23 protein-coding genes are annotated in these 25,224 nt (G+C 68.1%); 8 read left to right on the top strand and 15 right to left on the bottom strand.

The genetic code is table 11. From position 1 onward, the window contains the following. Positions 1–375 precede the first annotated feature (375 nt). The gene (locus J2Y46_RS19430) at positions 376–702 is read right to left on the bottom strand and encodes a hypothetical protein (protein WP_310244677.1); all 327 of its coding nucleotides are present in this window, start codon (positions 700–702) and stop codon (positions 376–378) included. A 61-nt stretch (positions 703–763) separates the two neighbouring features. Further along, positions 764–2,197 carry an ATP-binding protein gene (locus J2Y46_RS19425; RefSeq protein ID WP_310244675.1) on the bottom strand — a complete coding sequence of 478 codons (1,434 nt, stop codon included), beginning with the start codon at positions 2,195–2,197 and terminating at the stop codon, positions 764–766. Positions 2,198–2,423: 226 nt separating this feature from the next. On the opposite strand from J2Y46_RS19425, the gene J2Y46_RS19420 reads away from it, so the two are divergent. From J2Y46_RS19420 to J2Y46_RS19410, 3 genes are all read left to right on the top strand, one after another. Next, positions 2,424–3,170 carry an EAL domain-containing protein gene (locus tag J2Y46_RS19420; RefSeq protein WP_169748683.1) on the top strand — a complete coding sequence of 249 codons (747 nt, stop codon included), beginning with the start codon at positions 2,424–2,426 and terminating at the stop codon, positions 3,168–3,170. A 418-nt stretch (positions 3,171–3,588) separates the two neighbouring features. Then, positions 3,589–4,137, top strand: a complete 549-nt coding sequence (locus J2Y46_RS19415; RefSeq protein WP_045298353.1) for a hypothetical protein — start codon at positions 3,589–3,591, stop codon at positions 4,135–4,137. A gap of 37 nt (positions 4,138–4,174) precedes the next feature. Continuing rightward, entirely contained in the window at positions 4,175–5,176 is a 1,002-nt protein-coding gene (locus J2Y46_RS19410; RefSeq protein ID WP_310244670.1) for a diacylglycerol kinase family protein, read from the top strand. Positions 5,177–5,186: 10 nt separating this feature from the next. On the opposite strand, the gene J2Y46_RS19405 is transcribed toward J2Y46_RS19410, so the two are convergent. Beyond that, entirely contained in the window at positions 5,187–5,351 is a 165-nt protein-coding gene (locus J2Y46_RS19405; protein ID WP_310244668.1) for a hypothetical protein, read from the bottom strand. Between the two features lie 131 nt (positions 5,352–5,482). On the opposite strand from J2Y46_RS19405, the gene J2Y46_RS19400 reads away from it, so the two are divergent. Together J2Y46_RS19400 and J2Y46_RS19395 are read left to right on the top strand one after the other, a co-directional pair. Next, positions 5,483–6,181, top strand: coding sequence for a GAF and ANTAR domain-containing protein (locus J2Y46_RS19400; RefSeq protein WP_310244666.1), 699 nt, complete (start codon positions 5,483–5,485; stop codon positions 6,179–6,181). Between the two features lie 21 nt (positions 6,182–6,202). After that, positions 6,203–6,916, top strand: a complete 714-nt coding sequence (locus J2Y46_RS19395) for a GAF and ANTAR domain-containing protein (protein ID WP_045298230.1) — start codon at positions 6,203–6,205, stop codon at positions 6,914–6,916. A 24-nt stretch (positions 6,917–6,940) separates the two neighbouring features. On the opposite strand, the gene J2Y46_RS19390 is transcribed toward J2Y46_RS19395, so the two are convergent. The 5 genes from J2Y46_RS19390 to J2Y46_RS19370 form a co-directional block, all read right to left on the bottom strand. After that, positions 6,941–8,041, bottom strand: coding sequence for an acyl-CoA desaturase (locus tag J2Y46_RS19390; RefSeq protein WP_045298232.1), 1,101 nt, complete (start codon positions 8,039–8,041; stop codon positions 6,941–6,943). Positions 8,042–8,181: 140 nt separating this feature from the next. Then, entirely contained in the window at positions 8,182–9,591 is a 1,410-nt protein-coding gene (locus J2Y46_RS19385) for a glycosylase (RefSeq protein ID WP_245619553.1), read from the bottom strand. 44 nt (positions 9,592–9,635) lie between these two features. Then, on the bottom strand, positions 9,636–10,649 hold the full coding sequence (locus J2Y46_RS19380; RefSeq protein ID WP_310244663.1) for a glycosyltransferase: 1,014 nt from the start codon (positions 10,647–10,649) through the stop codon (positions 9,636–9,638). Beyond that, on the bottom strand, positions 10,649–11,779 hold the full coding sequence (locus J2Y46_RS19375; RefSeq protein ID WP_052676747.1) for a glycosyltransferase: 1,131 nt from the start codon (positions 11,777–11,779) through the stop codon (positions 10,649–10,651). Before J2Y46_RS19375 ends, J2Y46_RS19380 begins: the two co-directional genes overlap by 1 nt. A 172-nt stretch (positions 11,780–11,951) precedes the next feature. Next, on the bottom strand, positions 11,952–12,944 hold the full coding sequence (locus J2Y46_RS19370; protein ID WP_310244660.1) for a glycosyltransferase family 4 protein: 993 nt from the start codon (positions 12,942–12,944) through the stop codon (positions 11,952–11,954). A 215-nt stretch (positions 12,945–13,159) separates the two neighbouring features. Between J2Y46_RS19370 and J2Y46_RS19365 the strand changes: the two genes are divergently transcribed. Beyond that, a complete protein-coding gene (locus tag J2Y46_RS19365; protein WP_310244658.1) occupies positions 13,160–13,471 on the top strand; it encodes a hypothetical protein in 312 nt (103 codons plus the stop codon). A gap of 100 nt (positions 13,472–13,571) precedes the next feature. Here the strand turns inward: J2Y46_RS19365 and J2Y46_RS19360 are convergent, their stop codons facing one another. Together J2Y46_RS19360 and J2Y46_RS19355 are read right to left on the bottom strand one after the other, a co-directional pair. Next, positions 13,572–14,249: a DUF6766 family protein gene (locus tag J2Y46_RS19360; RefSeq protein ID WP_045298240.1), complete on the bottom strand. Its 678-nt coding sequence runs from the start codon at positions 14,247–14,249 to the stop codon at positions 13,572–13,574. 529 nt (positions 14,250–14,778) lie between these two features. After that, positions 14,779–16,941 (bottom strand): glycogen debranching N-terminal domain-containing protein, encoded by a 2,163-nt coding sequence (locus J2Y46_RS19355; protein ID WP_310244655.1) that lies wholly within the window; start codon positions 16,939–16,941, stop codon positions 14,779–14,781. A 164-nt stretch (positions 16,942–17,105) separates the two neighbouring features. Between J2Y46_RS19355 and J2Y46_RS19350 the strand changes: the two genes are divergently transcribed. After that, the gene (locus J2Y46_RS19350; protein ID WP_310244653.1) at positions 17,106–18,245 is read left to right on the top strand and encodes a glycosyltransferase family 4 protein; all 1,140 of its coding nucleotides are present in this window, start codon (positions 17,106–17,108) and stop codon (positions 18,243–18,245) included. Between the two features lie 394 nt (positions 18,246–18,639). Beyond that, positions 18,640–18,852 carry a hypothetical protein gene (locus J2Y46_RS19345; protein WP_045298244.1) on the top strand — a complete coding sequence of 71 codons (213 nt, stop codon included), beginning with the start codon at positions 18,640–18,642 and terminating at the stop codon, positions 18,850–18,852. Between the two features lie 935 nt (positions 18,853–19,787). Here the strand turns inward: J2Y46_RS19345 and J2Y46_RS19340 are convergent. From J2Y46_RS19340 to J2Y46_RS19320, 5 genes are all read right to left on the bottom strand, one after another. After that, a complete protein-coding gene (locus J2Y46_RS19340) occupies positions 19,788–20,510 on the bottom strand; it encodes a glycosyl transferase (RefSeq protein ID WP_310244650.1) in 723 nt (240 codons plus the stop codon). Beyond that, a complete protein-coding gene (locus tag J2Y46_RS19335; RefSeq protein WP_310244648.1) occupies positions 20,507–21,889 on the bottom strand; it encodes a bifunctional PIG-L family deacetylase/class I SAM-dependent methyltransferase in 1,383 nt (460 codons plus the stop codon). The genes J2Y46_RS19340 and J2Y46_RS19335 overlap by 4 nt, the downstream gene beginning before the upstream one ends. Beyond that, on the bottom strand, positions 21,886–22,896 hold the full coding sequence (locus J2Y46_RS19330; protein WP_310244646.1) for an acyl-CoA dehydrogenase: 1,011 nt from the start codon (positions 22,894–22,896) through the stop codon (positions 21,886–21,888). The genes J2Y46_RS19335 and J2Y46_RS19330 overlap by 4 nt, the downstream gene beginning before the upstream one ends. Before the next feature lie 294 nt (positions 22,897–23,190). Beyond that, the gene (locus tag J2Y46_RS19325) at positions 23,191–23,679 is read right to left on the bottom strand and encodes a GNAT family N-acetyltransferase (protein WP_045298365.1); all 489 of its coding nucleotides are present in this window, start codon (positions 23,677–23,679) and stop codon (positions 23,191–23,193) included. 219 nt (positions 23,680–23,898) lie between these two features. Then, a complete protein-coding gene (locus tag J2Y46_RS19320) occupies positions 23,899–25,176 on the bottom strand; it encodes a cytochrome P450 (protein WP_310244643.1) in 1,278 nt (425 codons plus the stop codon). Between the last annotated feature and the right edge of the window lie 48 nt (positions 25,177–25,224).

Here is a 25,224-nt window from a genome sequence, read left to right as displayed (position 1 = left end):
AATGGCGTCGCCCCATGCTGTTCCGCGCGGCGTGTACGCGATATGGTGAGGCGACGGGCTGCTCGTCGTGATCCTGGGAACCGATCACGGCGCGGGCGCCCGGACTGGGGATCTCTGGGGCCTGGGCCGCTGATTTCCCCTTGCGCTCCCCCCGCGCAAGGACGGTCCCTCGGACGTTGCAAGCTGAAGCCTGTAGCGTCCGAGGGACCTCAGCCTGCCGCGCGCGCGTCGCGCGCCCCTGGGGGGAGGGCTCGGCACTGGGGATGCCTATGCGACACGGTCGAAAGGTGCGGAACCCGGCCTGCAGCCACCCTAGCGCGCCACCTCGGGCGCTCCCCTGGCCACACGCAGGAGACTGAACGATGAGTGCGAGCCTCAGCGGAATTCGCCGTCGGCGGACTCGATGATCTGCCGCATCACGTCGATCGAGATCTGCTCACTCTCGCCGTCGACCCACTCGTGGACGCTGAAGGGTATTCCCCGGCTGTCGAGGTAGTCGGCGGTCTTCTCGAGCCGAGGAACGACCTGGATGTGGTCGTTGCCGAACAGCCCCGCCGTGTAGACGGGCTCGCCGTCGCGGATCGCACGTCGCAGCTCGACGGTGGAGCGTCCTGTGATGCGGTACAGCGACTTCAGCACCTCACTGCCGAAATCGGGGGTTCCGTCGATGGTGAGCGAGAGGGCGTTCTCCGGCGTGGTCACTCGTCCATCACAGCACGTCGATTCGCGATCGCGGTGCGTCGGTCGCTGCGACCGATGGCTACTACGAACCCGCGAACCAGCCGAAGCTCGCCGTCTGGTGGTCGCGGGGTGGAGGGGGCGATGACCCGTCCGTCGCGGAGCCGAGCATCGTGCGGGTGAGCTGCGCGCGCGAATCCATCAGGCGCGCGAGTTCGGCGACGAGATCGTCGTCGTGGGGGTCGCGCTCTTCCTGGGCCGCGCGGAGAACGGTGCGCCGCATCAGCTCCTTCGCGAACGAGCCGGTGGTGCCTTCGGCTCGCTCGGCCGCGCCGGTCAGGGCTGCGTCGCTGTAAGGCAGGTTGTGGGCGTAGCGGCGAAACAGCCGGCGTCGCTCAGGAAGGGCGGGCAGCGGCACCTCGACCGCGAGGTCGACACGTCCGGGGCGCTCGGCGAGTGCGCGTTCGAGCACTTCGACGCGGTTCGTGGTCATGATGAACGACACATCGGCGTCGCCGTCGAGACCGTCCAGTGCGTCGAGCACCTCGAACAGCAGGGGCTGGGGAGACCCGTGTCGTTCCATCGCGACGAGATCGATGTCTTCGAGGACGACGATCGCGGGCTGGAACGTGCGGGCGATCTCTGCCGCGGCGCTGACGAACCGGATGCTGGACCCGGTCAGCACCACAGCCGTCGTCTCAGGTGTCGCGCTGAGCAAGTGGCGCACGGTCAGCGTCTTGCCGGTTCCCGGCGGTCCGTAGAGCAGGACGCCGCGCTTCAGATGCTGGCCCGCACCTCGCAGCGCGTCACGGTGCGTGCCGATCGTCACGACGTGCTGGATGATCTCTTGGAGCACGCCCTCGGGAAGCACGATGTCTTCCGCCGCGACGGACGGACGCGCCACGAAAGTGGCGCCGGCCTCACGCCCGTACTCGGTGTGCTGGAACGACAGCACCTGGCCCCGGAGCACGCTGAGCTCCACCATCCTCCGTCGGAGCGCGTCGAGGAATCGGGTGACCAGGGCGGCGTCGGCGGCCATGACCTCCACGAGGGCGGTCTGCCGGCCGTACTGGGGCGCCGCCGCGCGCTGAGCCAGCGCGACCGGGGCGCCCTCGAAGTGCAGAAGGCGGACTCCGAGTGAGACGACGCGCCTGCTCGAGTCCGGGCCAGCCGCACGCTCGGCGTAGTCGACAGGTCCGACGTCGTACCGAACGTGACCGTTGCTGACGAACTCGGACAGTCCCTGGTGGTGGCGTTGATCACCGCCGGTGACGCCGACGAGACGTCCAGCGCCTTCTGCGGACAACGCTTCCAGAGCGATGTCGGCGTCGACCAGGCGGTGATCCGAGATCTGCTCCTGCACCACGGAGACGCGCTCGGCATCCGTCGCAAGGTGCTCGCTGATGAGGTCGCCGAGCGGAGTCCGAGCGAGAACCGTCTCGCGCGCGGCCAGCTCGTTGACACGGTGAAGGTAGTCGGACACGGCTCGCATCAGGTCGCGGTCATCCTCGTGCAGCATGTCACCGAACCTCTCATGAACCGGCGACAGCGCACCACTTCCCGATCATGCTTTCGCGGCCCGCGCCGGCGGTCGTGGACGGCGGCCCTCGCCTGCGTCGGAGCCCTTGACGGGGTACCCGAGACGTCGGCCGGCGTCAAGACGCCGTTTCGAAGCACGCGCGGTGCAAGAATCGCCGACGGGGAGCAGGGGTCGGGGGGACCGGCCAGCACTGAAGCGAGAAGCCGTGGCTGTGAGAAGTGAGATATCGAGGGCGCTGACCCATGCGCTCGAGCGCTCGGAGATCACCGCGTGGTTCCAGCCGCAGATCGACCTCCTGAGCAATCGGGTGGTCGCCGTCGAGGCGCTCTGCCGGTGGAATCACGCGGAGTGGGGGCTGGTGGGACCCAACGAGTTCATCCCGGTCGCCGAAGAGGACGGGATGATCGCGGAGATCGGCCGGTACATGGCCACGCGAGCGATGGCCGTGATGACCAAGTGGGGCATCGACGTCTCGGTCAACGTGTCACCCGCACAGCTGCAGGATTCCGCGTTCACGACGTGGCTGGGGCAGCTCGTCGAGAGAATCAGCCGACCCGCCCGCAGGCTCACGCTCGAGATCACCGAGGGCCGTCACATCGGCAACGTGTCGTCGGTCGTCGCCCGGCTCGATCGACTGCGAGCGTTGGGGCTGGGCATCGCGATCGATGATTACGGCGCCGGGCAGGCGTCTCTCACCCAGCTGAAGCGGCTTCACGCAACGGAACTCAAAATCGACCGCGCTCTCGTGATAGATGACTCCCCGTCGGCCGAACGCACGATGGGTGCCGCGATAGCGATCGCCCACGAGGCAGGTGTCCGCGTCGTCGCCGAGGGCATTGAGACGCCGGAGCAGCTCGAGAAGGTCAAGACGATGGGATGCGACCGCGGCCAGGGCTACCTGTTCGCGCGCCCCATGCCGCAGGCCCAGATGACAGCGCTCTTGGCGGGGTAGTCGGTTTCGGAGCGCGTCACGGATGCCTCGAGCGGCACGCGGCGGACGTCGTGACCGCGGGCCTGGGGAGGATCAGCGCGGCAGCTGGTCGCCCTGGCCGCCGGGAGGTTGCGACGGGATGTCGTTCGGTTTCGCGTTTCGCGCCCGCTCCTGATCGTCGGCGCGGGTGCGGGGGCGGGGCCGGTTCGCGTCGAAGGGTGCGTAGGCGCGCCTGTGCATGCTGGCGGCTTTCGCCCACTTCTTGTCCCGTGCAGCGCGCTGCTGGTCGGGGGTCGGATCGTTGGGAGGGTGATGCCTGTCCATCTTCGGACCTTACGCGTCACAGATGTGTGCCCTCCCAGGTGCACGGCGACCACGTGACGGTCGTTCGTCGGGTGGAACCTGAGAGCCGCACATGTACGGCGCGTATCGTTCGATCATGGAGACACAGACACGAACGAGCGGCGCCGATGTCGCTGCGCTGGGCCTGGGATCAGTGCTGGTGGGTTCGTTGCCTGCCGCGCTGCTGACAGACCACGCCCCGGAGCGTTACACAGTGGAGGCGGTATTCACCCGTCGCCCTGAACGAGACGAGGTGACGGAGATCCTGGGGAGCGAGACTCGGGATCGACTCGCGAGGGCGGGCTACCCGACAGTCGAGGTGACGGTCTCGGACCGTCGACTGGAAATCGCGAACACGAACCTGGAAGAGCTCAGGGACGGGCTTGCAGAGGTGCTGGCGAATCGACTGGCAGAGATCACTGCTGGTGTTCGAGCTCGACAGGATGCCGCAGCCGTGAAGTTCCACGATGCAGCGGAGAGCGAGCAGGCCCGGGCGGCCGCGGTGGCAGCCCTCGCGGAATCCATCGCATTCCACGTCTCGGCGTCGGCGGAGTCGTCCGGAGCCGAGCACGATCAGGCGGCCGGCGCCGCGAAGGATCGAGAGCGGATCGACAGTTGGCGGACCGAGGGCGGGCACGGCCGCTGAGCACGACCGGCGGCCGGATGCAGGCCCGGGCCGGCAGATGAGCGGATCGGAGCGGACGAGCAAAGGGCAACCGCACGCGGCGGTCGTCTACAACCCGACGAAGGCGCCGCTCGAACGCATCCGCACGGCGGTTGCCGAGCATGAGCGTCGCCTGCAGTGGCGGCCGACGCGGTGGTACCAGACCGCGAGCGATGATGCCGGCCGCGTTGCCGCGGGGCAGGCTGCCGCGGGCGGCCCGGCGGTCGTGATCGTCGCCGGCGGAGACGGCACGGTCCGAGCCGTGGCCGAGGTCATGCGCGGCACCGGTATTCCGGTCGCGCTGGTCCCCTCCGGCACGGGGAACCTTCTGGCCCGCGACCTCGGCACACCCCTCAACGACATCACCGCCAGCGTCTCGGTGGCCTTCACGGGGGTCGATCGCGCGGTCGATGTCGGTGTCGCGGAGGTCGAGGACGAGGAGGGCGTCCGACGCGCCCACGTGTTCATGGTGATGGCGGGGATCGGCCTCGACGCCCAGATGGCGAAGGACACCAGCGCGATCGCGAAGAAGCGACTCGGATGGTTCGCGTACGTCACGCCGATCGCGCGGTCGATCGTCGCGAACCGGCTCTTCCACCTGACGTACCGAATCGATGGCGGACGCAGCAGGTCGACCCGCGCGCACACGGTCATCGTGGGCAACTGCGGAACCCTCACGGGGAACATGCTGCTGATCCCTGCCGCGGTCATCGACGACGGTCTCCTGGATGTCGTCATCATGCGCCCGGCGGGCCTGTTCGGCTGGGCGCAGATCGGAACGAGGCTCACGCTGCAGAGCGCGGCTCGTCGCTCCCGTGTCACCCGGCGATGGCTCTCGCGGTCGCCTGACCTTCATGCGCTCGGGTACGTCCAGGGCGAGCAGTTCGAGGCGCGCTTCGACACGCCTCACGCCGTAGAACTGGACGGCGACCCTTTCGGGCACGTCATCCGCGCCCGCATCGGTGTCGGGCCCGGCGCGCTGCACGTCCGCGTCGTCGCCCCGTTGTCGCCCGTGTCGTGATCGTGCTCGGTCACGGCTTGGGGCGCCGGGCGCGTTGGCGGATGATTCCGAAGATGATGGTGCCGGCGAAGAGCACGATCCCGATGATGCCCAGCCACATCAGGCCGTCGAAGACGAACCCGACGATCGACAGCACCACCCAGGCCACCAGCAGGATGAGAAGGACTGTCCACATGTCCCTCACCGTACGCTCGTCGCGCGAGGGAGGACAGAGCACCGCCCGTCCGCCGACGGCGCGTGTAACCTCGTAAGAAGGGCACCGAGACCCCGCGCCTGGTCATTCCGAGATGAACGGTGGCGCAAGCGATGTCCACGACACCCGACGATCAGCCGGGCGATGCCTTCGCGATCGCCGCGGCCGCGCTCACCGCCGGCGACGCCGACCTGTGCTCGCCGTTGCGAGCCGCTGTCTCGATGTCCGGCGCGGTGGTGTCCACGCTCGGCTCGCCGATGGGCTCCGAAACGGTGTGCGCCAGCACGAAGCTCGGCGCGCGGATCGACGAGATCCAGATCGACCTCGGCGAGGGGCCGTCCTGGGAAGCCCTGCGCACAAGGCTGCCCGTCGCCGCGTCCGACCTCCAGGTCGACGGCGGGGCGCTGTGGCCCGGCACGTGGGCCGCCCTGCGAGAGCTGGACGTGGGGGCGCTCTTCGCCTTCCCCCTGTTCGTCAGCACGCTCGGAATCGGCTCCATCGCCCTCTATTCGATGACCGCCCGCGAGTTGTCCGACGCCGACATCGAACGGATGAGCCGCCTGGCGGCCATCGTCTCCGGCACTCTGCTCAGGAGGGCGCTGAGCCGTATCGACACGCCGAACGACGGCGCGGAGGACGAGCCGTACTCCCGTCGTGAGGTGCACCAGGCGACCGGAATGGTGGCAGCGAAGAACAGGATCGGCGTGGACGACGCCCTCCTGCTCCTGCGCGGCCACGCGTACGCCGCGGGGCGTCCGGTGCGCGATGTCGCGACGGATGTCATCGCACGGCGACTCGACCTGAGCCTGTGATCCAAGGCTTAGGATGACGGCATGACGGCGCTCACCCGCGAGCATCAGCTGCTGGGGACCTTCGTCACCCTGGCGGACTCCCTGGTCGACGATTTCGACGTCGTCGATGTGCTCCAGCGACTCGTCGATGACTGCATCTCGCTCTTCGACGCGTCGGCTGCCGGCATCCTGCTGCTGAGCCCGTCGAACCGGCTCGAGGTGATCGCCTCCACCAGTGAGCGAAGCGAACTCGTCGAGCTGATGCAGTTGCGCGTCGGTGCGGGCCCGTGCGTCGAGGCGGCGACAGCGGGTGAGGTCGTCTCTGTCTACGACATCGACCAGATCGCCCATCGTTGGCCCGCGTTCGCCGCCGATGCGCGCGCCTCCGGGTTCTCGTCGATCCATGCGATTCCGCTGCGGCTGCGCGACTCGACACTGGGATCGCTGAACCTCTTCCGCGATGAGGCCGGGGCGCTGAACCCGGCCGATGCCGCCGCCGCGCAGGCACTGGCCGATATCGCCACGATCAGCATTCTGCAGCAGCGGTTGGTCGAGGAGTCCGAGCTCGCACAGGCTCAGCTTCAGCGCGCGCTGGACAGTCGCGTGGTGATCGAGCAGGCCAAGGGATACCTCGCTCAGATGCTGGACATCGACATGGATGAGGCGTTCGCGCGCATCCGGCGCCACGCCCGATCCACCCAGACGCGCATCGGCGTCGTCGCGCGCGATGTCGTCGCCGGACGCCTATCGCTCTGATCCCCCCGTTCGGGGCGGGCGGGGCTAGACGGCTTGCCGCTGCAGGAGCAACGGGCACTCGAAGGGATCCCGCTCGCCGAGTCCGACCTTGTTGATGTAGCGGACGACGATTCCGTAGGACTGCCAGAGGCCTGTCTCGGTGTACGGCACGCCGTGTTCCACGCAGAATGCCCGGATCATTCGCGACGCATGGCGCAGGTGCGGTCGAGGCATCGACGGGAACAGGTGATGCTCGATCTGGTAGTTGAGTCCTCCCATGGCCGTGTCGAGCAGCCTGCTGCCACGGATGTCGCGGCTCATCAGCACCTGGCGATGGAGGAAGTCGACCTTGACGTCGGCTGGGACGAGCGGCATCCCCTTGTGATTCGGGGCGAACGCCATCCCCATGTAGACGCCGAACAGGCCGAGCTGGACGCCGAGGAAGGCGAATGCGATCCCCGGGGACAGCACGAGGAAGACGAGCACGACGAACCCGATGATCCGCACCGCGAGGAAGGCGATCTCGATCGGACGGTGTCTGAGCTGCTCGCGCGCGAACACGCGCCGCACGCTCGATGCGTGCAACGAGAGGCCTTCGAGCAAGAGGATCGGGAAGAACAGCACTCCCTGATGCGCGATCAGCCAGCGCAGCGGCCCGCTTCGACTCGCGCGCCGACGGTCCGCCTGCTCCGGGGTGAACGCGATGACCGGCAGTTCGATATCGGGGTCGCTGCCGATCTTGTTGGGGTTGGCATGATGACGCGTGTGCTTGTGCTGCCACCAGCCGTAGCTCATGCCCACGAGAAGGTTTCCCAGGACGAGACTGGTCCAGTCGTTCCACCGGCCCGACCGGAAGATCTGTCGATGCGCGGCGTCATGTCCGAGCATCGCGACCTGTGTGAGCAGGACGGCGAGGACGGCGCCGGTGACCAGCTGCCACCAGGTGTCGCCGAGGAGCACGAACACGACGAGCGCGCTGGCGACGGCGATCGGCGCCGCGATGAGCTTGGTCCAGTAGTAGCCGTAGCGGCGCCGCATGAGGCCGCTCCCGGTCACCATCTTCGACAACTCGGTGTAGAGATTCGGCGCCTTCGGCGTCGTGGATCGCACGCTTGAGGCGATCGACCCGGGAGTGTTGATGGCCATCTTGTGCTCCTGTCAGACGAAGCGCACGGCGTGCGCCAATGACAGGGTCCGGGCCATCTGATCTCAGGTTACGCCCGTTGTCGGCTGTGCGTGTCTGCATGCAGGAAACACGGAGGCTGTCTCCTCAACTCGCCGTCAGGTTACGGAACCAGGTGCGCCAGAAGCTCGTCGACTTCTATCGAGCACACGCCGATGCGTGCGTCCCCGATGCCGATCGGGACCCAGAGCACGTCGTCCACGATGAGCCCGCCGCACGAGTACACGACGTTCGGCACATAGCCGTCGCGTCGGTCGCCGACCGGCTGCAGGATCGGAGTCGTCGTCCGGCCGAGGACGATCGTCGGGTCGTCGAGGTCGAGGAGCAGCGCACCGAGAGAGTATCTGCGCATCGGGCCGACGCCGTGAACGAGCACGATCCAGCCGTGCGGCGTCTCGAGCGGCGGGCCGCAGTTGCCGGTCTGGACGATCTCCCAGGGCTCCGCCGGGGCGTGGACGATCCCGACCTGGTTCCAGATCACGCCATCGTGGGACTCCGCCAGCGAGATGTTCTCGCCTCCGGTGCGGCTCAGCGCGAGATACCTGCCGTCCACGGGCCGAGGGAAGAGCGCCATCCCCTTGTCCTGAGCGGCATCGCCGGTCAGCCGATGGATGTCGAACTCGCGCAGGTCCGAGGTGGTGATCAGACGTGGTGCGATGTTGCGGCCGTCGTACGCGGTGTAGGTCCCGCGGTAGTGGGTGGTACCGGCGAGGTCGGTGAATCGTACGAATCGCGCGTCCTCCATTCCGTGCCGTTCCTCCACCGCCACCGGGGTCAGCACACGCTGACTGAGGGAGGTCTCGGGGGAGAACACGGCGCGGTAGACGGAGCTCGCCAGCTCGCGCAGCGCCTCGATGTGCCGGGCGCTGTCCGCGCGCCGTGAGAGCGCGCGGGGCAGGCCGCTGACGGAGGTCTCGACGTCCGACGCGGTGAACCTGTCGGGAAGTCCCTGCAGCACGCTGTGCGAGATCTCATTGACGAGCCCCACTTCTTCGACCGCGGCGCGGAAGTGGACGATGCTCCAGTCCCCTTCGTCGATCCGCGCTCGCCACAGCGGACGCGTGCGTTCCACGAAGGTCCACCGCCGGCCGGGACCGATGATCGCCTCGGCGAACTCGATGCAGGAGCGGTGACCTTCCCCGATGGAGCGGAGAGCGACTGCGACACGTCGCTGCCCGGGCGCCAGTCCGGTCTGGTCGGGATGCTCGACCGCGCTGGGGTTGCACAGGGCTGCACCTTCGACGGCGTACTCCGCCGTGAAACTCGCGCCCAGCACCAGACGACGCGCGACGCTGATGTCGACCGGATCGGCCAGGCGAGAGCTCACGACGTCGGCGTTCTCCAGGAACAGCGCGCCGACATCGGGATGCCGCGAACTGAAGTCGCGGGTCAGCTCGGCCGCGAGCGCATCGGTCTGATCGGCGGGCATCGCCATGACGCGCGCGATGATCTCGCCTGCGCGCGAATGCTCGGCGGACCATTCTTCGCCCGGCAGGAACAACTGGGCAATCACGCGGTCCGGCTGCGCCCTCAGTTCCGCCGTGTGGACGCGCGCCGTCATGGCGCGGCCGGCACACGGTGTCGGAGCGCCTGCTGGTAGGTGCTCAGGGCGGCCAAGGTCGATTCGGCGCCGCGGTTCTCGTTTCTGCCGTCACGTTCGAGCCCGTCGAAGCCCGCGCCGGTCTGGTCGTCGAACATGACGGTCCCGCTGTCGTTGAGACCGGTGAACCAACGCCAGGCGAGCGCGATCGGGGGGAGCCACACCGGGTCGCCCGTGACGGCGTGTGCCGTGGCACACGCGTCCGCGAGTGCAGCGAGCTCCAGAGGCTGCTGATCGAACGACGGCCCCTCCTCGCCGGGTCCGCGCCCTGCCGTCCCGGTCACGGAGAATCGCTCGTCCGATGTCTCCACGGAGAGCAGGAAGTCGAGCATCCGCAGACCCTGGGCCGTGGCATCCGCATCATCGACAGCACTCCCCGCGGCGATCAGCGCTTCTGCGATGGAGGCGTTCCCGTAGGAGAGGCGGCGCTCCGGCCACAGCCAGGTCGGATCCGGCAGCGCAGGCATCGCCGCGATGAATTCCCGGAGCAGCGTTCGGGCGATGTTGTCGTCCGCACGCACGCGCACGATCTCAGCCGCACCGAGCGCCGCAAACGCGAGAGTCCGCAGACTCGTCGACCGCTCGCGCGCGGCGATCCGGAAGGTTCGCAGCGCGCGAGCGCGGGTCCATGGGTCGCCCCGCTGCGCGGCGATGGTGCCGAGTGCCCACAGCAGCCGTCCCCACCAGTCGCCCATTGCCGGGTCGTCGGACCATACGCCGTCGGCGCTCATCCGATTGTGCGCGAGCCCGTCTGCGCGCACCGCCGACTCCAGGAAGCGCAGATAGATCGCAGCCAGCTTCCGCAGCTCGACGGTCTGCTGCCGCTCACGCGCGACCACGATCAGGGCGCGCGCCACGTCGTCGGTGCAGTATCCGTGTTCGCGGCGTGGCGTGGCGAGTCGAGCGTGCTCGAAGATGCCGTTGTGATCGGTCAGCGCGCGCAGGTGCTCGTATGGCGGAGAGGGATCCATCACGCCGCCCTGCCGGCGGCGAGCCTCGCCGTGACCGCGCGGTAGCGGTCGGCGACCGCGGACCACGTCGTCTCGTTCGTCTCGCGGAGCGCGGCTTCGCGCATGCGATCGGCGACGGACGGGCCGGTGATGATCTCGCGCAGCGCATGCGCCGTGGCGTCAGGGTTCTGGTGCGGGACGACGATCCCGGCTCCGCTCGACAGCAGCTCCACCGCGTGGGGGAAGGCCGTGGCGACGACGGGGACGCCGGCCGCCACCGCCTCGGCGAGGACGCCGGAGGTCGCCTGGTCGACGGAGTCGTATGGCAGGAGCACGACGTCCGCCGACGCGATGAGTGCGGCGAGCTGCGGCGCTTCGAGGTAGCGGCCGTCCATGCGAACGGATGACCCGACGCCGAGGTCGCCTGCGAGACCGGCGAGCATGGTGCGGTAGCTCTCACCCGCATGCGCGAGCACCTTGGGGTGCGTCTGACCGGCGACGACGTACTCGACGTTCGGCGTGATGTCCGTGAGCTGCGCCATGGCGCGGATTCCCCATTCGATGCCCTTGCCCGGCGAGAGGAGGCCCCACGTGACGACCCGGCGGCCGCTGTGCGGATTCGAATCGCGAAGAGCCACATGCTGCACGCCGTGCGGGATGACGCGAACGCCGGCGAGATCGACGCCGTAGACCGCGGCGAGATTGTCGCGGGCATGAGTCGTCATCACGACGACCGCGGACGCGAGCCGGCACACCTCGGTGAGCACATGTCGCTGGTGCGGCGTGGGTGCCACGAGCACGGTGTGGAGCACGACGATTGCCGGGATCCTCAGCGCGGCGAGCACGTCGAGAACCTGATCCCCGTCGCGTCCGCCGTAGATCCCGTATTCGTGCTGCACGATCGCGACGTCGCACGAGTTGAGCGCCATGGTCGCGCGCAACGTGCTGAGACTGTCGCCGGCGATCAGGTCGGTGCGCACGCGAGACCGTGCACGGGGATCAGGCCGACCGCGATCCTCGGGCTGATCGAGCACCCGTACGACGGTGCCCTCGTCGTCGTGGCGGACGAGCGCATCGGAGAGCGACGCGGTGAATGTGGCCAACCCGCAGCGGGTCGGCGGAAAGGTGCTGAGGAATCCGTAGTGGGTCACGGCGACGCTCTCTATCGTGCCCGTGCGGACTCGCTCCGGGCTATGGCGAGACGTCTGCCGGCGGCATCCCTCGTGGAACCGCGCCTTCATCGCCGTGGTCCGGTCCACGTCCGGGTGCGAGCCGGACGCTGTGGTTGCACGCTACACGTCCGACCTGGACGTCGTCCCAGGATCAGCGCGCGAGCACGGTCTCGTACACGCTCAGGTACTGGTCGACCATCCGCTCCACGCCGAATCGCGCAACGGCGCGATCGTGGACGGGACGCCGGTTCAGCGCCACGACGGCCGGGAGCGCCGAGATCGCCTCGTCGATCGAGGCCACGGTGCTGCCGGTCACGCCCTCGTCGATGACCGCCGCCATCGACCCCCGGCGGAACGCGAGAGCCGGTGTGCCGCACATCATCGATTCGACCACCGCGAGCCCGAATGGCTCGTCGAAGTCGATCGGGTGCAGCAGCGCGACGGCGTGGCCGAGGACACGAGCGCGTTCCTCTGCACCTACGGCGCCGAGGAACACGACGCCCTCCCCGTCGATGTGTGGCTCCACCTCGGCGTGGAAATAGTCGGCGTCCTGGACGAGACCGCAGATCACCAGTCGGCGGCCTGCCCGGCGTGCGATCTCGATCGCCGCCGCGGTGCCCTTGTCGGGATGGATGCGCCCGAACGACACCAGGTAGTCGTCCGGCTCTGCCACATACGGGAGTTCTGCGGGGTCGATCCCGTGGTGGATCGTCGCGAGGTACTCAAGGCTGGGGGAGCGGTCGGCGTCGGAGATGGAGACGAACGCCGATGCCGAGGCGAGGTACGCGGGCAGGATAGCCGGACCCGAGAAGCCGTGGACGGTCGTGACCATCGGTGTGCGCCATTGGGCGGTGAAGGCAAGCGGGAGCCAGTCCAGCTGATTGTGCACGAGATCGTATTCGCCCGCCCGTTCGAGTGCGTGCGCGACGTGAAGCGCCTCCCACACGCGGCCGTCCATCGTCGGGTCTTTCGCATAGCCGTGCGGTGCGACGGCATCCAGTTCGGCGCCGGTGATCGAGTCGCCGGTCGCGAACAGCGTCACATCCAGTCCGCGGCGCACCAGTCCCTCGGTCAGCAGACTGGTCACGCGCTCCCACGGTCCATAGCTGATCGGTGGCGTCCGCCAGGCGATGGGACCGAGCATCGCGATCTTCACCCGAGCGCTCGCCGGTTGGCCGGGGGCGCCGGAACGTCACTCTGGTTCGTCTGTGCCTGTGGGCTCATGATCGGACGTTACGCCCCGATCCTGGACGGTTCACAGCGCGGGGCGGCGCGCGCGCTCACCGCCGGGCTCCGCGAATACTCCGGGCTGCTCGCGCCAGGGCCCCCACTCGCAACCGCCGCGTGGGACGATGAGGCATGGAACAGTCATCACGCGCCCGATCGTGCGCCGTGGGAGATCTCGACGACTTCGACATCGACCACCGCGTGACGTTCGCGCGTCCTCCGAACCACGGCAGTTCACGACCTCGTGTGAGCGGTCGCCTCAAGCGCATCCGCGGCGTGGATTACCTGATCGCCAACATGCCTCGGCCAGGCATCGAACTCGTCGTCGCCTTTCCGCGACAGCTCGGCGGCGAGCTCGTGGACGTGTTCGGTCCGCTGCCCATGACATATCTCATCGAGGTAGGGCAGCCGATGCAGGACCTGAGGAAACCGTTCGCACACTGAAGGGACTCGAGTTCCATGTGGCGGAAATCAGCTGGATCTGTCTCGGTCCCACTTCCGCGCAATTTCGCGGATTTTCAGGTCTTGGCGTGAGCCGCCATCGCTATTCCGATTCCTGTGCCGACTCGTGGTGCGCCAGCCCGACCGGCTTGGACTCGCTCGAGCCGCGCTGGCGGAGGTAGATCGAGAACGCGACCATCGCGCCGACCGCGAGGAACTCGGACTGCCAGTTCTGCAGCGTCCGGTTCCAGAAGTCGGCCGACACCACGTACTCGGCCCACGTGATGGCGGGTGTCCCGTGCATGGAGTTGTCCTCGTTCATCACGACGACGCCGCCGAGGGACTGCGCGAACCACGACAGCAGGAACACGGTGCCCATCACCAGCAGCAGCGAGTTCGAGTAGATCCACTGACGCGCACCGCCCGCCCGCGCCCACGCCGGGGAGTCCGGTCGGGCATGCGCTCCGACCATCTGGCTGCGATCGTCGCCGACGCCCTCGTCGCCGGGCTTCTTCGACTCCGGCGAGCCCTTCTGCACGAACCAGATCGTGGCGAAGATGAACAGGAAGAACTGGAGAAACTCGGACTGCCAGTTCTCCGCGACATCCACCAGGAACGCGGACGACGTCACGAACTCCAGGTAGCCGATGGCTGTCTGCCCGTGACTGACGAGCTCTTCGTTGTTGGACGTGTGGCCGGCGATGGACTGGCCGACCAGGGCGACGATGAAGATCGTGAGGAACGCGAGGCTCAGCGCGTTGTCACGCAGAACGCGTCGCACGGTCAGCGTCCCGTCAGCGGTGTCAGGATCATCACGGTCAGACCGACGATGATGATCCCCATCCACACCCAGAACACCACCCGCATGCCGGTGGTGTTGTTCGTCTTGTCGCTCATGCGCTCACCCTCACCACGCCTTTCGCCGAGAGTGGAGGCCATCGCGCTCGCTCCGCGCATCGCGCTTCGGAGGTCTACGAGCCCTGCTTCCGGCGCCGGGTACGGATGTTGCCGCAACGGCGGGAGACTGGTTGAGCGTGCAGTTCAGCGCGACGGTGCGCAGGGGTGTAGATGAGGTTGCCATGCCGAGCAGATTAGGTTCGGCGCAAGACCGGCCCCAAGACCTTGACATGCCGACCAGCCAAGGACCCGTGTCTGGCGCGTAGTGCTCTGTCGGTGGGCGAGACGAGGTCGATCGTGCCGGTATCGATGCGAGCCATGCCCGCGATCCAGATACCACTCGACTCCAGTAGAGAGCACCGAGTCATAGGTCCGGGGATCGGCTCGCCGTCCGAGGCCGTGCCGGCAGCGGCCTACCGGCCTTCAGCGTCTCCTTGCAGACCGCGGAGCTCGGCCCCCGCGGCATCGGCCCTGACATCGAGTCGGGCTGGTCCGGCTGGCAGGCGATCGACGCGAATGGGGCCGATGGTCGCCGGGGTGGGTTGGACCCGAGCGATGCCGCGTGGCAGGTCGAGGTCGAGTCCGATGGCGATCCGCAGCAGCTCGAACGGGGTCGCGGCCGCCCACGCCTGCGGCGAGCACGACGCCGGATAGCTCACCGGCACTGGTTTGTCGACGCGGCTGAACCCGCAGAATAGTTCGGGGAGCCGGCCACCATGCGCCTCGAGCGCGTCGAGAAGTCCCTCGATGACGGTGGCTGCGGCATCCCGTCGTCCATATGCCGCCATCCCCGCGGCGGCGAGCGCCGTATCGTGGGGCCACACCGACCCGTTGTGGTAGCTCACCGGGTTGTACGCGCCCGCCTGGGTCGACAGCGTTCGGATGCCGAACCCAGTGAACATGTCGGGCGCTATGAGGCGGTCGATGACGGCGTCAGCGCGATGCGTCGGCACGATGCCGCTCCAGAGACAGTGTCCGGCATTCGAGGCCACAGCGTCGACCTGCCGCTTGTCGGCATCGAGCGCGAGCGCGTACGTGTTCTCCTCCGGCATCCAGAACGCCTCGTCGAACTGCGTGCGCAGCACGCTCGCACGCTCGTCCCAGTCCTGGGCGGCGATGTCGTCTCCCCACGCGCGAAGGAGGTCGGCGCCTGCTCGCATCGCCGCATAGCTGTATCCCTGCACCTCGGCCAGCGCGACGGGCGGGCGGGCGGCGACCCCAGTACGGAAAGTGATGCCGTCGGAGCTGTCCTTCCAGCCCTGGTTCAGCAGTCCGCGGTCGCTCGAGCGAAGGTATTCGACGAAGCCGTCACCGTCGCGATCGCCCCATCGGATGATCCAGTCGAGCGCTCGTTCCACGGCCGGCCGGAACTCTGCCAGGTCCTGGGCGGGGATGCCCCATCGCAGGGCTCGGCCCACAAGCATCACGAAGAGCGGGGTGGAGTCGATGGAGCCGTAGTAGACGCTGGCCCCTCCTAAGGCGAGAGACAGGTCGGCCCCGAGCCGGACCTCGTGCAGGATCCGCCCGGGCTGCTCCTCGGTCCGCGCGTCCGGCTGCAGACCCTGCAGCCGTGAGAGGGTTCGGAGCGTGCCTAGCGTGAGCCGCGGCGCGAAGGGCAGCATCATCCATCCAGTCAGGAGAGAGTCCCGACCGAAGAGCGCCATGAACCACGGCGCTCCGGCTGCCACGACGTCGTCTTCAGGATGCTTCGGATCCTGAATGCGCAGCGCTCCAAGGTCGCGCTCGCTCGTGCGCAGAGCATCGGCGAGCACGCGATTCGAGGTCACTGTGTCCGGTGTCTCGTCGCGCCAGTCCCGCATCCGCAGTGCGGGCGTCGTCTCGGCAACCGGGCGGTCCGCAGGGTAGAGGAACTCGAGATCGACTCCCTGAGCGCTGGGCACCGCCTCGATCGTCGTGCGCCATTCGTCACGCGCCGGGACGACGACTCGGAACGTGAGGGTCTGCGGACTGGAGAGGGCTCCGGGCGCCGAGATCCGGATGCCGCGCTGCGAACCTGGCCGGTCCAGCCAGTAGACGAGGTCACCCCCGACGTGGTGGTGGCCGACGGGCGGCACGTGCGCGAGCCTGTGCTCCTTGACCAGAAAAAGATCGACGAAGTCGGCTTCGGCAGTCAGCGTCAGATCTACCCCCGCAGGCTCAGCGCCATAGTTTCGCAGGCGAATGTCCTCGCGCATACCTTGACCGACCATGCGGTGCCGCTCGACGATGACCGTTCCCTCGGCATGGCCGGCGCGCGGCGCGGCGCGGCCGACGAACACCGTTTCGTAGGGCTCCGCCGACACCACGCCGAGCGGCTCGATCGGCATCCCGTCCAGTCGCAGCTGCCAGCGCGACAAGACGCGCGTGTCCTGAACGAACAGTCCGTCGGGGCGGAGCGGATCGATATCGCCGTCGTGACCCGACACGCAGAACGTCGAACCCTCGACGAGAGTCACCGTCGACTGAACGAGCATGACTCGCCCGACTCCGTCGCGTCGGGGATCACCCTGCATCGACTCGGTGCCGAAGCGCTCGCGCTCCTCACGCGTGTCGTTCGACGGCATACTCGTTGACACGGCATCCTTTCGGATTGCGAAGCGATCATTGTACGCTCCGCTGTCCGGTCCGTAAACGACACCCGCTGCGACGTCGGCTCCTCTACCATCCAGAGTGCGGATCCCACCCGAATCCGGACCGCGCAGGTCACCCTCGCCGACCTCGACCCACGAGGAGGTGTCTGATGTCCACGACCGCGACTGCCACGGCGGACCGTCCGTCGATCCCCAACCATCCCGCGCTCCGGATCGGCATGATCGCACCGCCTTGGTTCGCAGTTCCCCCCGACGGCTACGGCGGAACTGAAGCTGTCGTTGCAAGCCTCGTAGATCAGCTCGTGGAGCACGGACACGAGGTGAACCTCATCGCCGCGGGTCTGCCCGGAACCCGGGCCACACGGCATATCTCGACCTACCTGCAGCCTCCGTCAGAGCAGCTGGGCGCGACGCCGATGCCCGAGGTCATCCACGCGGCCGAAGCCGCCGCGGCGATCGAGGGTCTCGATCTCGATCTGGTTCACGACCACTCCCTCGCGGGGCCGCTGCTCGCGCGCGGCCGCCACATCCCGACTCTCGCGACGATCCACGGCCCTGCGACGGGGGACAACGGCGACTACTTCGCCCGTCTGGGTCGCACGGTCGACCTCGTGTCGATCTCTCGCGCCCAGCGTGCCAAAGGTCCGCGTTTGAACTGGGTCGGCACGGTCTACAACGCGATCGACCTGAGCACCTTCCCGTTTCGCAACACGAAAGAGCGCGATGTGCTGTGGGTCGGACGCTTCTGCCCAGAGAAGGGTGCTCATGTCGCGATCGATGCCGCACGGCGCGCGGGGCGCCGAATCGTCCTCGCCGGCAAGCTCAATGAGCCAGCCGAGCAGGAGTACTTCGACGATGCGGTCCGTCCGCTGTTGGGGCCCGACGCGGAATACATCGGAGAGGCGGACGCCGCGCTCAAGCGCGAGCTCTACGCGAAGTCGTCGTGCCTGGTCTTTCCCATCTCGTGGGACGAGCCGTTCGGCATGGTGATGGTAGAGGCGATGGCCTGCGGCACACCCGTCGTCGCGACTCGACGCGGATCCGTACCAGAGATCATCGACGATGGCCGCACCGGGATCATCGTCGACGCAGCCGATGGCCTTGCAGCGGCGATCGCCCGCGCCGACGATCTAGACCCCGGTGCATGCCGCGAGCGCGTAGCGACGCACTTCGACCTGCCTGTGATGGCCGCCGCGTACGAACGCGTCTACCGTCAGGTGCTGGAATCCAGCAGCCCGTCGCGCAGGTCCGACACCCTACGGCGTCACCGAGGTGCCGAATGGGCCTAGTCCCCTACTTCACGCATGACGCCACACGGTACGCCGCTTCTTGCCTGATCGCTGCCGATTTACACAATGGTGCCTGCGTGCATTGCCATCTTCATGGGTGCTTCGTCGCGCTGTTCTTCTCCGAGGGTGTCGGTGCGGCGTCACTCGCGTTGTGGATGACGGGAAGTGGTGGATGGCGATCGAATGTCCGTCGGCCCGGCTCGCTCTATGATCTGCCGCTCGTTCTCAGCGAGAAGCGGACCCCGGACTGGCTACCGAAGGTGCGCCCGACGCAACCCGCGCGTTGGCCGGGGCGTACCCATCCGTTCGGGGTATCAGCTCCGAACAGGAGATGTCAGCGCACGACCTCATACGCGGGTCATCTCCACGCCCCGAACCAAAGGAGCGCTCCATCATGGTTCCCAACGCAGACGCCCCCATCGAACACGTCCCCTCACGCCTCACGTCGCAGGATCGCTGCGATGCGTGTGGCGCGCAGGCATACATTGCCGCGACCGTGAACGGCTCGGAGCTTCTGTACTGCGCGCATCACGGACGACGGTTCGCCCCACGGCTTCGGCCCCTCGCGAGCAGGTGGACTGACGAGACGCAACGCCTCGGCACGTGAGCGTCGGGTCTCGGGCGAACCGACGCCTGGCAGATCCGATTCCCCAACTCAACCCGCTCCGACGCCGGGGCTTCGTACTCGACTTCAGCGCCCTGTCGACCTGCCCGAGCGCGCAACGCAGCGGGCGGGGTATACAGGCGATGCGATCGCATGAAGCTCGAGCCCGCCCAATGTCAAACTCGTCAGCACGCAAATCCACCGGCTTGAGCGCCGGTTGTGCGGAACTCCGATCGATTGAATGATGAATCGATGGGGCATCGAGGCCGTACTTCGCCGAGCAGTCGCCGCGGTGAGCTCCTCGCGGCGGCTCGTGCCGAGGCTGACAAGCGCCGGCCATCGGACCTGCTCGAGCAGTGGGCGGCGGATTCGACAGTGCGTCCGAGTCCCGTCGACCTTCGCACGAGCGTGGCGTACGACGTGCTGGCGCTCGAGGCTGCGACCGGATACGAGGCATTGCGGCGGCGGCGCCACCACGGAGGCGAGTGAGTTCGGTCGATCGGTTCGGGATCGACGACCGGGACTCCAGCGGGGACGTTCTCAGCGACCGACCCTGCGTCAGCCTCATGCTCGGCGGCTGCCGCGCTGACGAGCTCCGGGACAGATGTCGACGCCCCGCGCGAACCCTCGAGGGGCTCAGGGACCGGGACGCGTTCCGAGACAGGGGCTTGGCGCGCTGCGCTGGTATCGAGGACGGGGGCTCGCTCTCCACGGTGGGCGGCCTCCAGTTCAAGAAGTCGAGCCTGAGCCGCAGGATCGCCTACGATGTCCGCATTCGGTCCGTAAGCGCGTCCTCGCAGGCGCTGCAACTCCTCCCATTGCTCGGAGTCGGCCGACCCTCGCGGCGCGTCCATGCCCTGATTATCCGCCCGGGCACGACAACCGGAAAGGGAGTACCCGGGCGGAGGATGAGGAGTCGCCTTCGTGCTTCGTCGGTTTCACAGCGGGTCCGTCGCCCCGGCGGCAAGGTCGGAGACTTGGCGACGCAAGAACCCCGCGTAGCCACCGGCGGTGCGTCCGATGAGGCGGCCCGAGGTGATGACCTCGGCGTCGTCGCTGGCCGCGACGACAGCGCCGTTGCTCCGGCATCGGGCGATCAGGTCGACGTCCTCGTGTTCGCCGATCGGCGCGAATCCGCCTGCGGCAAGGTAAGTGGTCGCTCTGATGCCCAGGTTGGCACCGTGGATGTTGCCGTTGGGTCTGCCTCGGACATGAGTGCGCAGCCAGAGCGCCTGCTGAGCGGCTGACAAGTCATCGAAGTCCGGCCGCACCGTGCCCGCGCACACGTCTGCGACGCGGGAGATCGCGCGGAAGTTGGTGAGCCATCCCGCCGGGACCCGGGAGTCCGCGTCCGTGTTCGCAACCCAGATGCGACGGACGGGCACATCGGCAAGCGCATCGATGGCGTGGGAGATACCCAGCGCGCGCGCCGCTCCGACACGCTCCGCGGTCGAGGTGAGCGTCGGGAAGCCGAACCGGGATGCGACCTCAGCGGATGCATCCGTGCACGCGTCGAGCACGACGCGCACCTCCGAGCGGATGCCCGCACGCGACGCCGTCTCGACGGCCACCGTCAACGCCGACAGCGCCGCGCCGAGCAGCAGTTCCTCGTCCCGGACGGGCATGACGACGACCATGACGTCGGTCTGCTCGCGCCTCATACGAGCCCGTCCATTTCTGCGACGGATCGCGCAGGGCGACGCGCAAACACTTCGAGCACGAAGTCCCTCTCGACGTGCAGGCTGGCGGTCTCCCACCCTGGAACGGATCGGAGAGCCTCGTGCACCTCGTCGCCGGTCTGCGGATACTCCGCGACCGTGTGACGCCAATGGCAGGCGACGACGTGGCCGTGGTCGGCGAGCGAGGCCTCGATCAGGAGAAGCGTGTGCTGCAGGTCGGCCGGAGACAGGTAGTACCCGACTTCAGAGAAGATGATGGTGTCGAATCGGCCGGATGGCCAGTCCTCGGGGATGCGACCCTGCCGGACCGATACCCGCGTCTCGGCGGCGAGGCGGTCGCGGGCTGCTTCCACAGCGGCGGTCGCAGCATCCATCGCGATCACTTCGCGCGCGCGTGCGGCCAGCTGGGCGGTGAGCAGCCCCGTCGCGCAGCCGATCTCGAACACGTCGCCCAGCTCGGGCGCGGGCAACGCCGCAAGCAGGAGTGCGCGCTTGCGCTGCTCGTACCACCGCGACTCGAATCCCCACGGGTCGTCGCCGTTGCGACGGTAGAACTCTTCGAACCAGTCGGCATCCAGGCTGTCCGCCTGCGCGTCTTCCGGTTCTGCAGCGAGAAAGACCTCGATGTCGCGGTGGAAGTGGTCTTGCATGCCCAGGTGCAGCAGCACCTCGTCCCCCGGCTGTTCCGAGAGCGGCGAGATCTGGCTGACATGGCAGGCGAGGGCGTCCCGCTTGGCGTGCAGTTCGTCGTCTGCGAGCGGGAGGGCGACGACGCGGTCCCACGGCAGGTCATCGACCGTCCCCCAGTGCCACGCCCATACCGGGTACTCGAGGGAGGTGAATCGTCGGTGGAGGGCGATGGTGCTCGTGACTTCCGCGATGATGCGGTGGTCGCGGTGCCGGTCCTGAGACCAGGGCGCGACGACGAGCACACGTCTCGGGTTGGCCGTGCGGTGGATGTCGAAGATCGCGCCGAGTCGCTCCCGCAGGTGCCCCTTGCGTTCGTTGAGGAGTCCGTCGGGAAGGCCGAGGAAGTGCACCTCGGCGTCCGGTGCGAGGATCGCGATGGCCTGGGTGACTTCGTTGCGGCGCAGCCGGGCGAGCGTGTCGCGGTCGTGCGTCGGAGAGTCAGGGTGGGAGGCTTCACCATCGGTGGCGATCACGACCACCACACGGGCCCCGATACGAGCTGCCCGGTGAAGCAGCCCACCGGCGCCGAGGGTCTCATCGTCGGGGTGCGCCGCGACGACGACGAGCACCTCGAATTGGACGTCCAGCGGCCGGAGCGAGCGCCGGGCGAACTCGTCGTGCCACACCGACTCCGGCGTACCGGCCTCGAGGTGACTGAATGCGGCACTCATCCGGACGTCTCGCTTTCGACCGCAAGCCGGCCGAGCCGGGCAGCGTCGCGGAGACCGTGGTGCTGTCGCAGATAGAGGTGAAGATCGGCGACTCGGCGTGCGTACGACAAGTCCGTGACGAGCGGGCCAGGACCGAGGGCCGCGTCCGCTTCGGCCAGTGTCGTGGTCGCGGCATCGGCCGTCACGGCACGCACACGCTCGGCGAGCAGCCTCGAGTCGAGGTTCGCCTGCGTGTCCACAAGATGGGCGGCCTCGCGCAACGCTGCGCGCGCCGCCCAGAGCGCAGCATCCGCTCGACCGAAGTGCACGAACGCGAGCTGATCGGCGCGCTCCGAAGCCGCCGACGCGAGGAGCGCGTCTCGAACCCCGAGCGCGCCACCCCACCAGCAGGCAGCGACCGACATGGCGCCCCAGGCGAACCCCGGACGTGAGAGATACCACCCGACCTCACCGACCGGGACAGCCGGCGCGCTGTCGAAATCGACAGGGGCACTGACGATATCGGCGAGGCCCCGCGCCACCCACGGTCCGTCATGCGGGCGCACCCCTGGTTCATCCAAAGCGACCGCGAACAGCCGGCGCTGGTCGCCGACGAAGGCCGTCACCAGGGCGTGGGAGAGATGGGCAGCGAGAGAGCACCACGGTTTCCTGCCGGAGAGGGTCCAGCCTGAAGCGCTCTGGTGCGCGTCCACCCGCAGACCCGGCCCTTCCGCCGCGAAGACGCCCCACGACGAGTCCTCGTCGACCCCGATCGCTGACAGATTCCACGGATCGGCGCCGGATGCGAGGTTCGTGCCCGCCTGCTCGAGGATGCCGAGTGCATCCAGATGCGGCTCGAGCACACGCGCAGCGGCGACATCGCGGTACGCGGTCGCGGCGAGACTATCCCACAGCTCCACCGTGTCGCCGGTGCCGACGGTGGGGAGCGAGTTCCCAATGGCGACGGACCATCCGATGGTGGCGGGAATGTCGTGGCCGAGCGACACCCCCGACTCGGCATCGGCCATAGCGCCAGTGGAGGCAGGCTCGCCCGGGATTCCAGGAGAAAGCAGTGAAGGCTGCTGCGTCCGTCGGGCACTCGTGATCATGATCCGACCTCCAGCGGGCGAGGGGCTGAGGTCCGTCTTGTCACTCGTGCCACGCGGGTTCCTCCTGATCATCGATGACGCTCTGCTCTCGGGCGAGCGTAGGTGGCCATCACGGCGGCGTCGCCGGCCTTGACACCGAGGGGCGCTGCATGCCAGGTTCATCGACCGCGGGGGACCGGGGAACCGCCCTGCGGATCGGCCGGGAAAGGGGGCCTAAGCCCCCGACGAGCCGGGGGAGGGGTCGTTGCGCAGCTGCTTGCGGAGGAAGATCTGAGCCGTACCGTCGCCCTGGTCGACCCGCTCCGTTTCGCGATACCCCCGCCTGGTGTAGAGCCGCACGTTGGCGTCGCTGTGCGAACCGGTGAAGAGCTCTGCCTCGCGGCATCCGACCGACCAGCCGCGCTCTTCGACCGCGTCGAGCAGCATCCCGCCGATTCCTTCGCCCTGCTGGTCGGGAGCGATCGCAATCCGCCCGATCAGCAGGAGGTCGCCGTCCGCGACAGCCCGAATGGCGCCGACGATCCGCTGTCGCCTTCCCGCCACGAATCCGAGGTTGTCAGCGAGCTCCGCTTCGAGTTCCTCGAGTGTCTGGGTGAGTGCGGGCATGTCAGGGTCGCGGTAGATCAGCGCCTCCTGGACGAACGCTGCTCGCTGCACGGTGAGCACTTCGCCCGCGTCGTCGGGGTGAATGGGACGGACCATCACCTCGTCCACGTCTCGGACCGGTTTCCCGGATCCCGCATTGCTCCGCAACGCGTCAGGAGCGTCAGTCATGATGACCGCCTTCCATACTCCGGCCACGGGCTGCACGGCATCTCCGACGGCCCGACGCGGAAGCATCATCGAAGCACGCTGGGGAAGGTTGTGGGCGGTGCTTGACAAACGGCGAGGCGGGCGACGCCGGCGGCATGACGTTCCAGGCTAGTGAAAGGGACACCGCGACGCTGACGGCGCTGCACGGACGAGCCCTCCGGACCGCGGCTTGGTGGGCAGGCGTCGACGGTTCACACCCAGTCCGACTCCCGAGATCGAGATACGAGGGTCGCTGAGCGTTGCGATGGCGGTGGAGAGTCCGACGATCGCGAGCTTCTCGCCTGGGCACCGATGGCCGGTGCGGACCTCGGCTCCGCCGTGCGGAATGAACGCGGTGAGCGCTTCGTAATCGTCGACGCCGCGGAATCGCTCCGGATCGAACCGCTCCGCGCTCTCCCAAGACCGGTCATCCAGGTTCGTGCCGAGGATGTCCAGGACCACTCGGTCGCCCTTGGACAGCGTGACACCGTCCAGCTCGACGTCCTTCAGAGTCCAGCCGGGCAGCATCGGCACGAACGGTGCGGTGCGGCGCACTTCTTGCGCGAACATCGTGGCGGCCGGTCCCCCTTGCAATCGAGCTCGCTCGGACACCTCGGCCGCGATGCGCTCTCTCCACGCAGGGCGATCGTGCAGCTCCTTCGCCGCGAACGCCACGAACCTCGCAACGGCGATCATCGGTCGCATGGTGTTCTGCAGTTCCACCCCCGCGACGCGCGGCGGCAAGAGGTCGCCGTTCTCGTCGCGATGCCAAGCCCACAGGAACAGAGCCGTCTCTGCCCCAGGCGTAAGATCCCCCGCTCGCGTGGCCTCGACCAACTGCTGAGCGTGTCGATCCGACCACCAGCGATTCACCATCGCCCTCGGAAAGGCCGGCGAGTACGGCGCTCCGAATCCGTCGACGATCTGGGCGAGCCGTCGCGCCCACCGGGTCTGCGCATCCCGCGTTCCCGGCAGTGCCGCCCACCGCATGATGGCTCGTCCGAAGGCACCCACCGCAGCGTCGTATGCGCTGCGTCGTCCCCCTTCGAGCCAGTCGCCGAGCTCGCCCTCCCACTCGTGCTCGAGCAACGGCACGAGGCGTTCCACCTGCTCGTCCTCGTATGCGGCCTCGACGAACGTGCTCTTGCGGTGGAAGTGCGCCTCGCCATCGAGACTGTGCACGGAACCGTTACCGAACAGCGTCTCCTGCACGATGGCCGGCATGGCGCCGTGGCGTGCGATCCGGTCCTGGTCGTAGAAAAGGTTCACCCCCTCCACCCCACGGACGAGCATCGCGTCCCCACCCAGCAGTCGCATGGGTGCGGCGCGCGCTCCACGCGCGACGCGACGCCAGACGTGAGCGCCGAAGCGGTAGCCGCGAAGAAGGACACCGGCCGCGTCATCCACCAGCCTCCCTTGCGTTTCGGCACGTGGCCGGCCTTCGGTGCGCGGGCT

This window comes from Microbacterium sp. BE35, assembly GCF_031457705.1.
Lineage (GTDB): Bacteria > Actinomycetota > Actinomycetes > Actinomycetales > Microbacteriaceae > Microbacterium > Microbacterium trichothecenolyticum.
The sequence above is the reverse complement of the archived record's forward strand: the minus strand, read 5'-3'. Positions and strand labels throughout refer to the sequence as shown.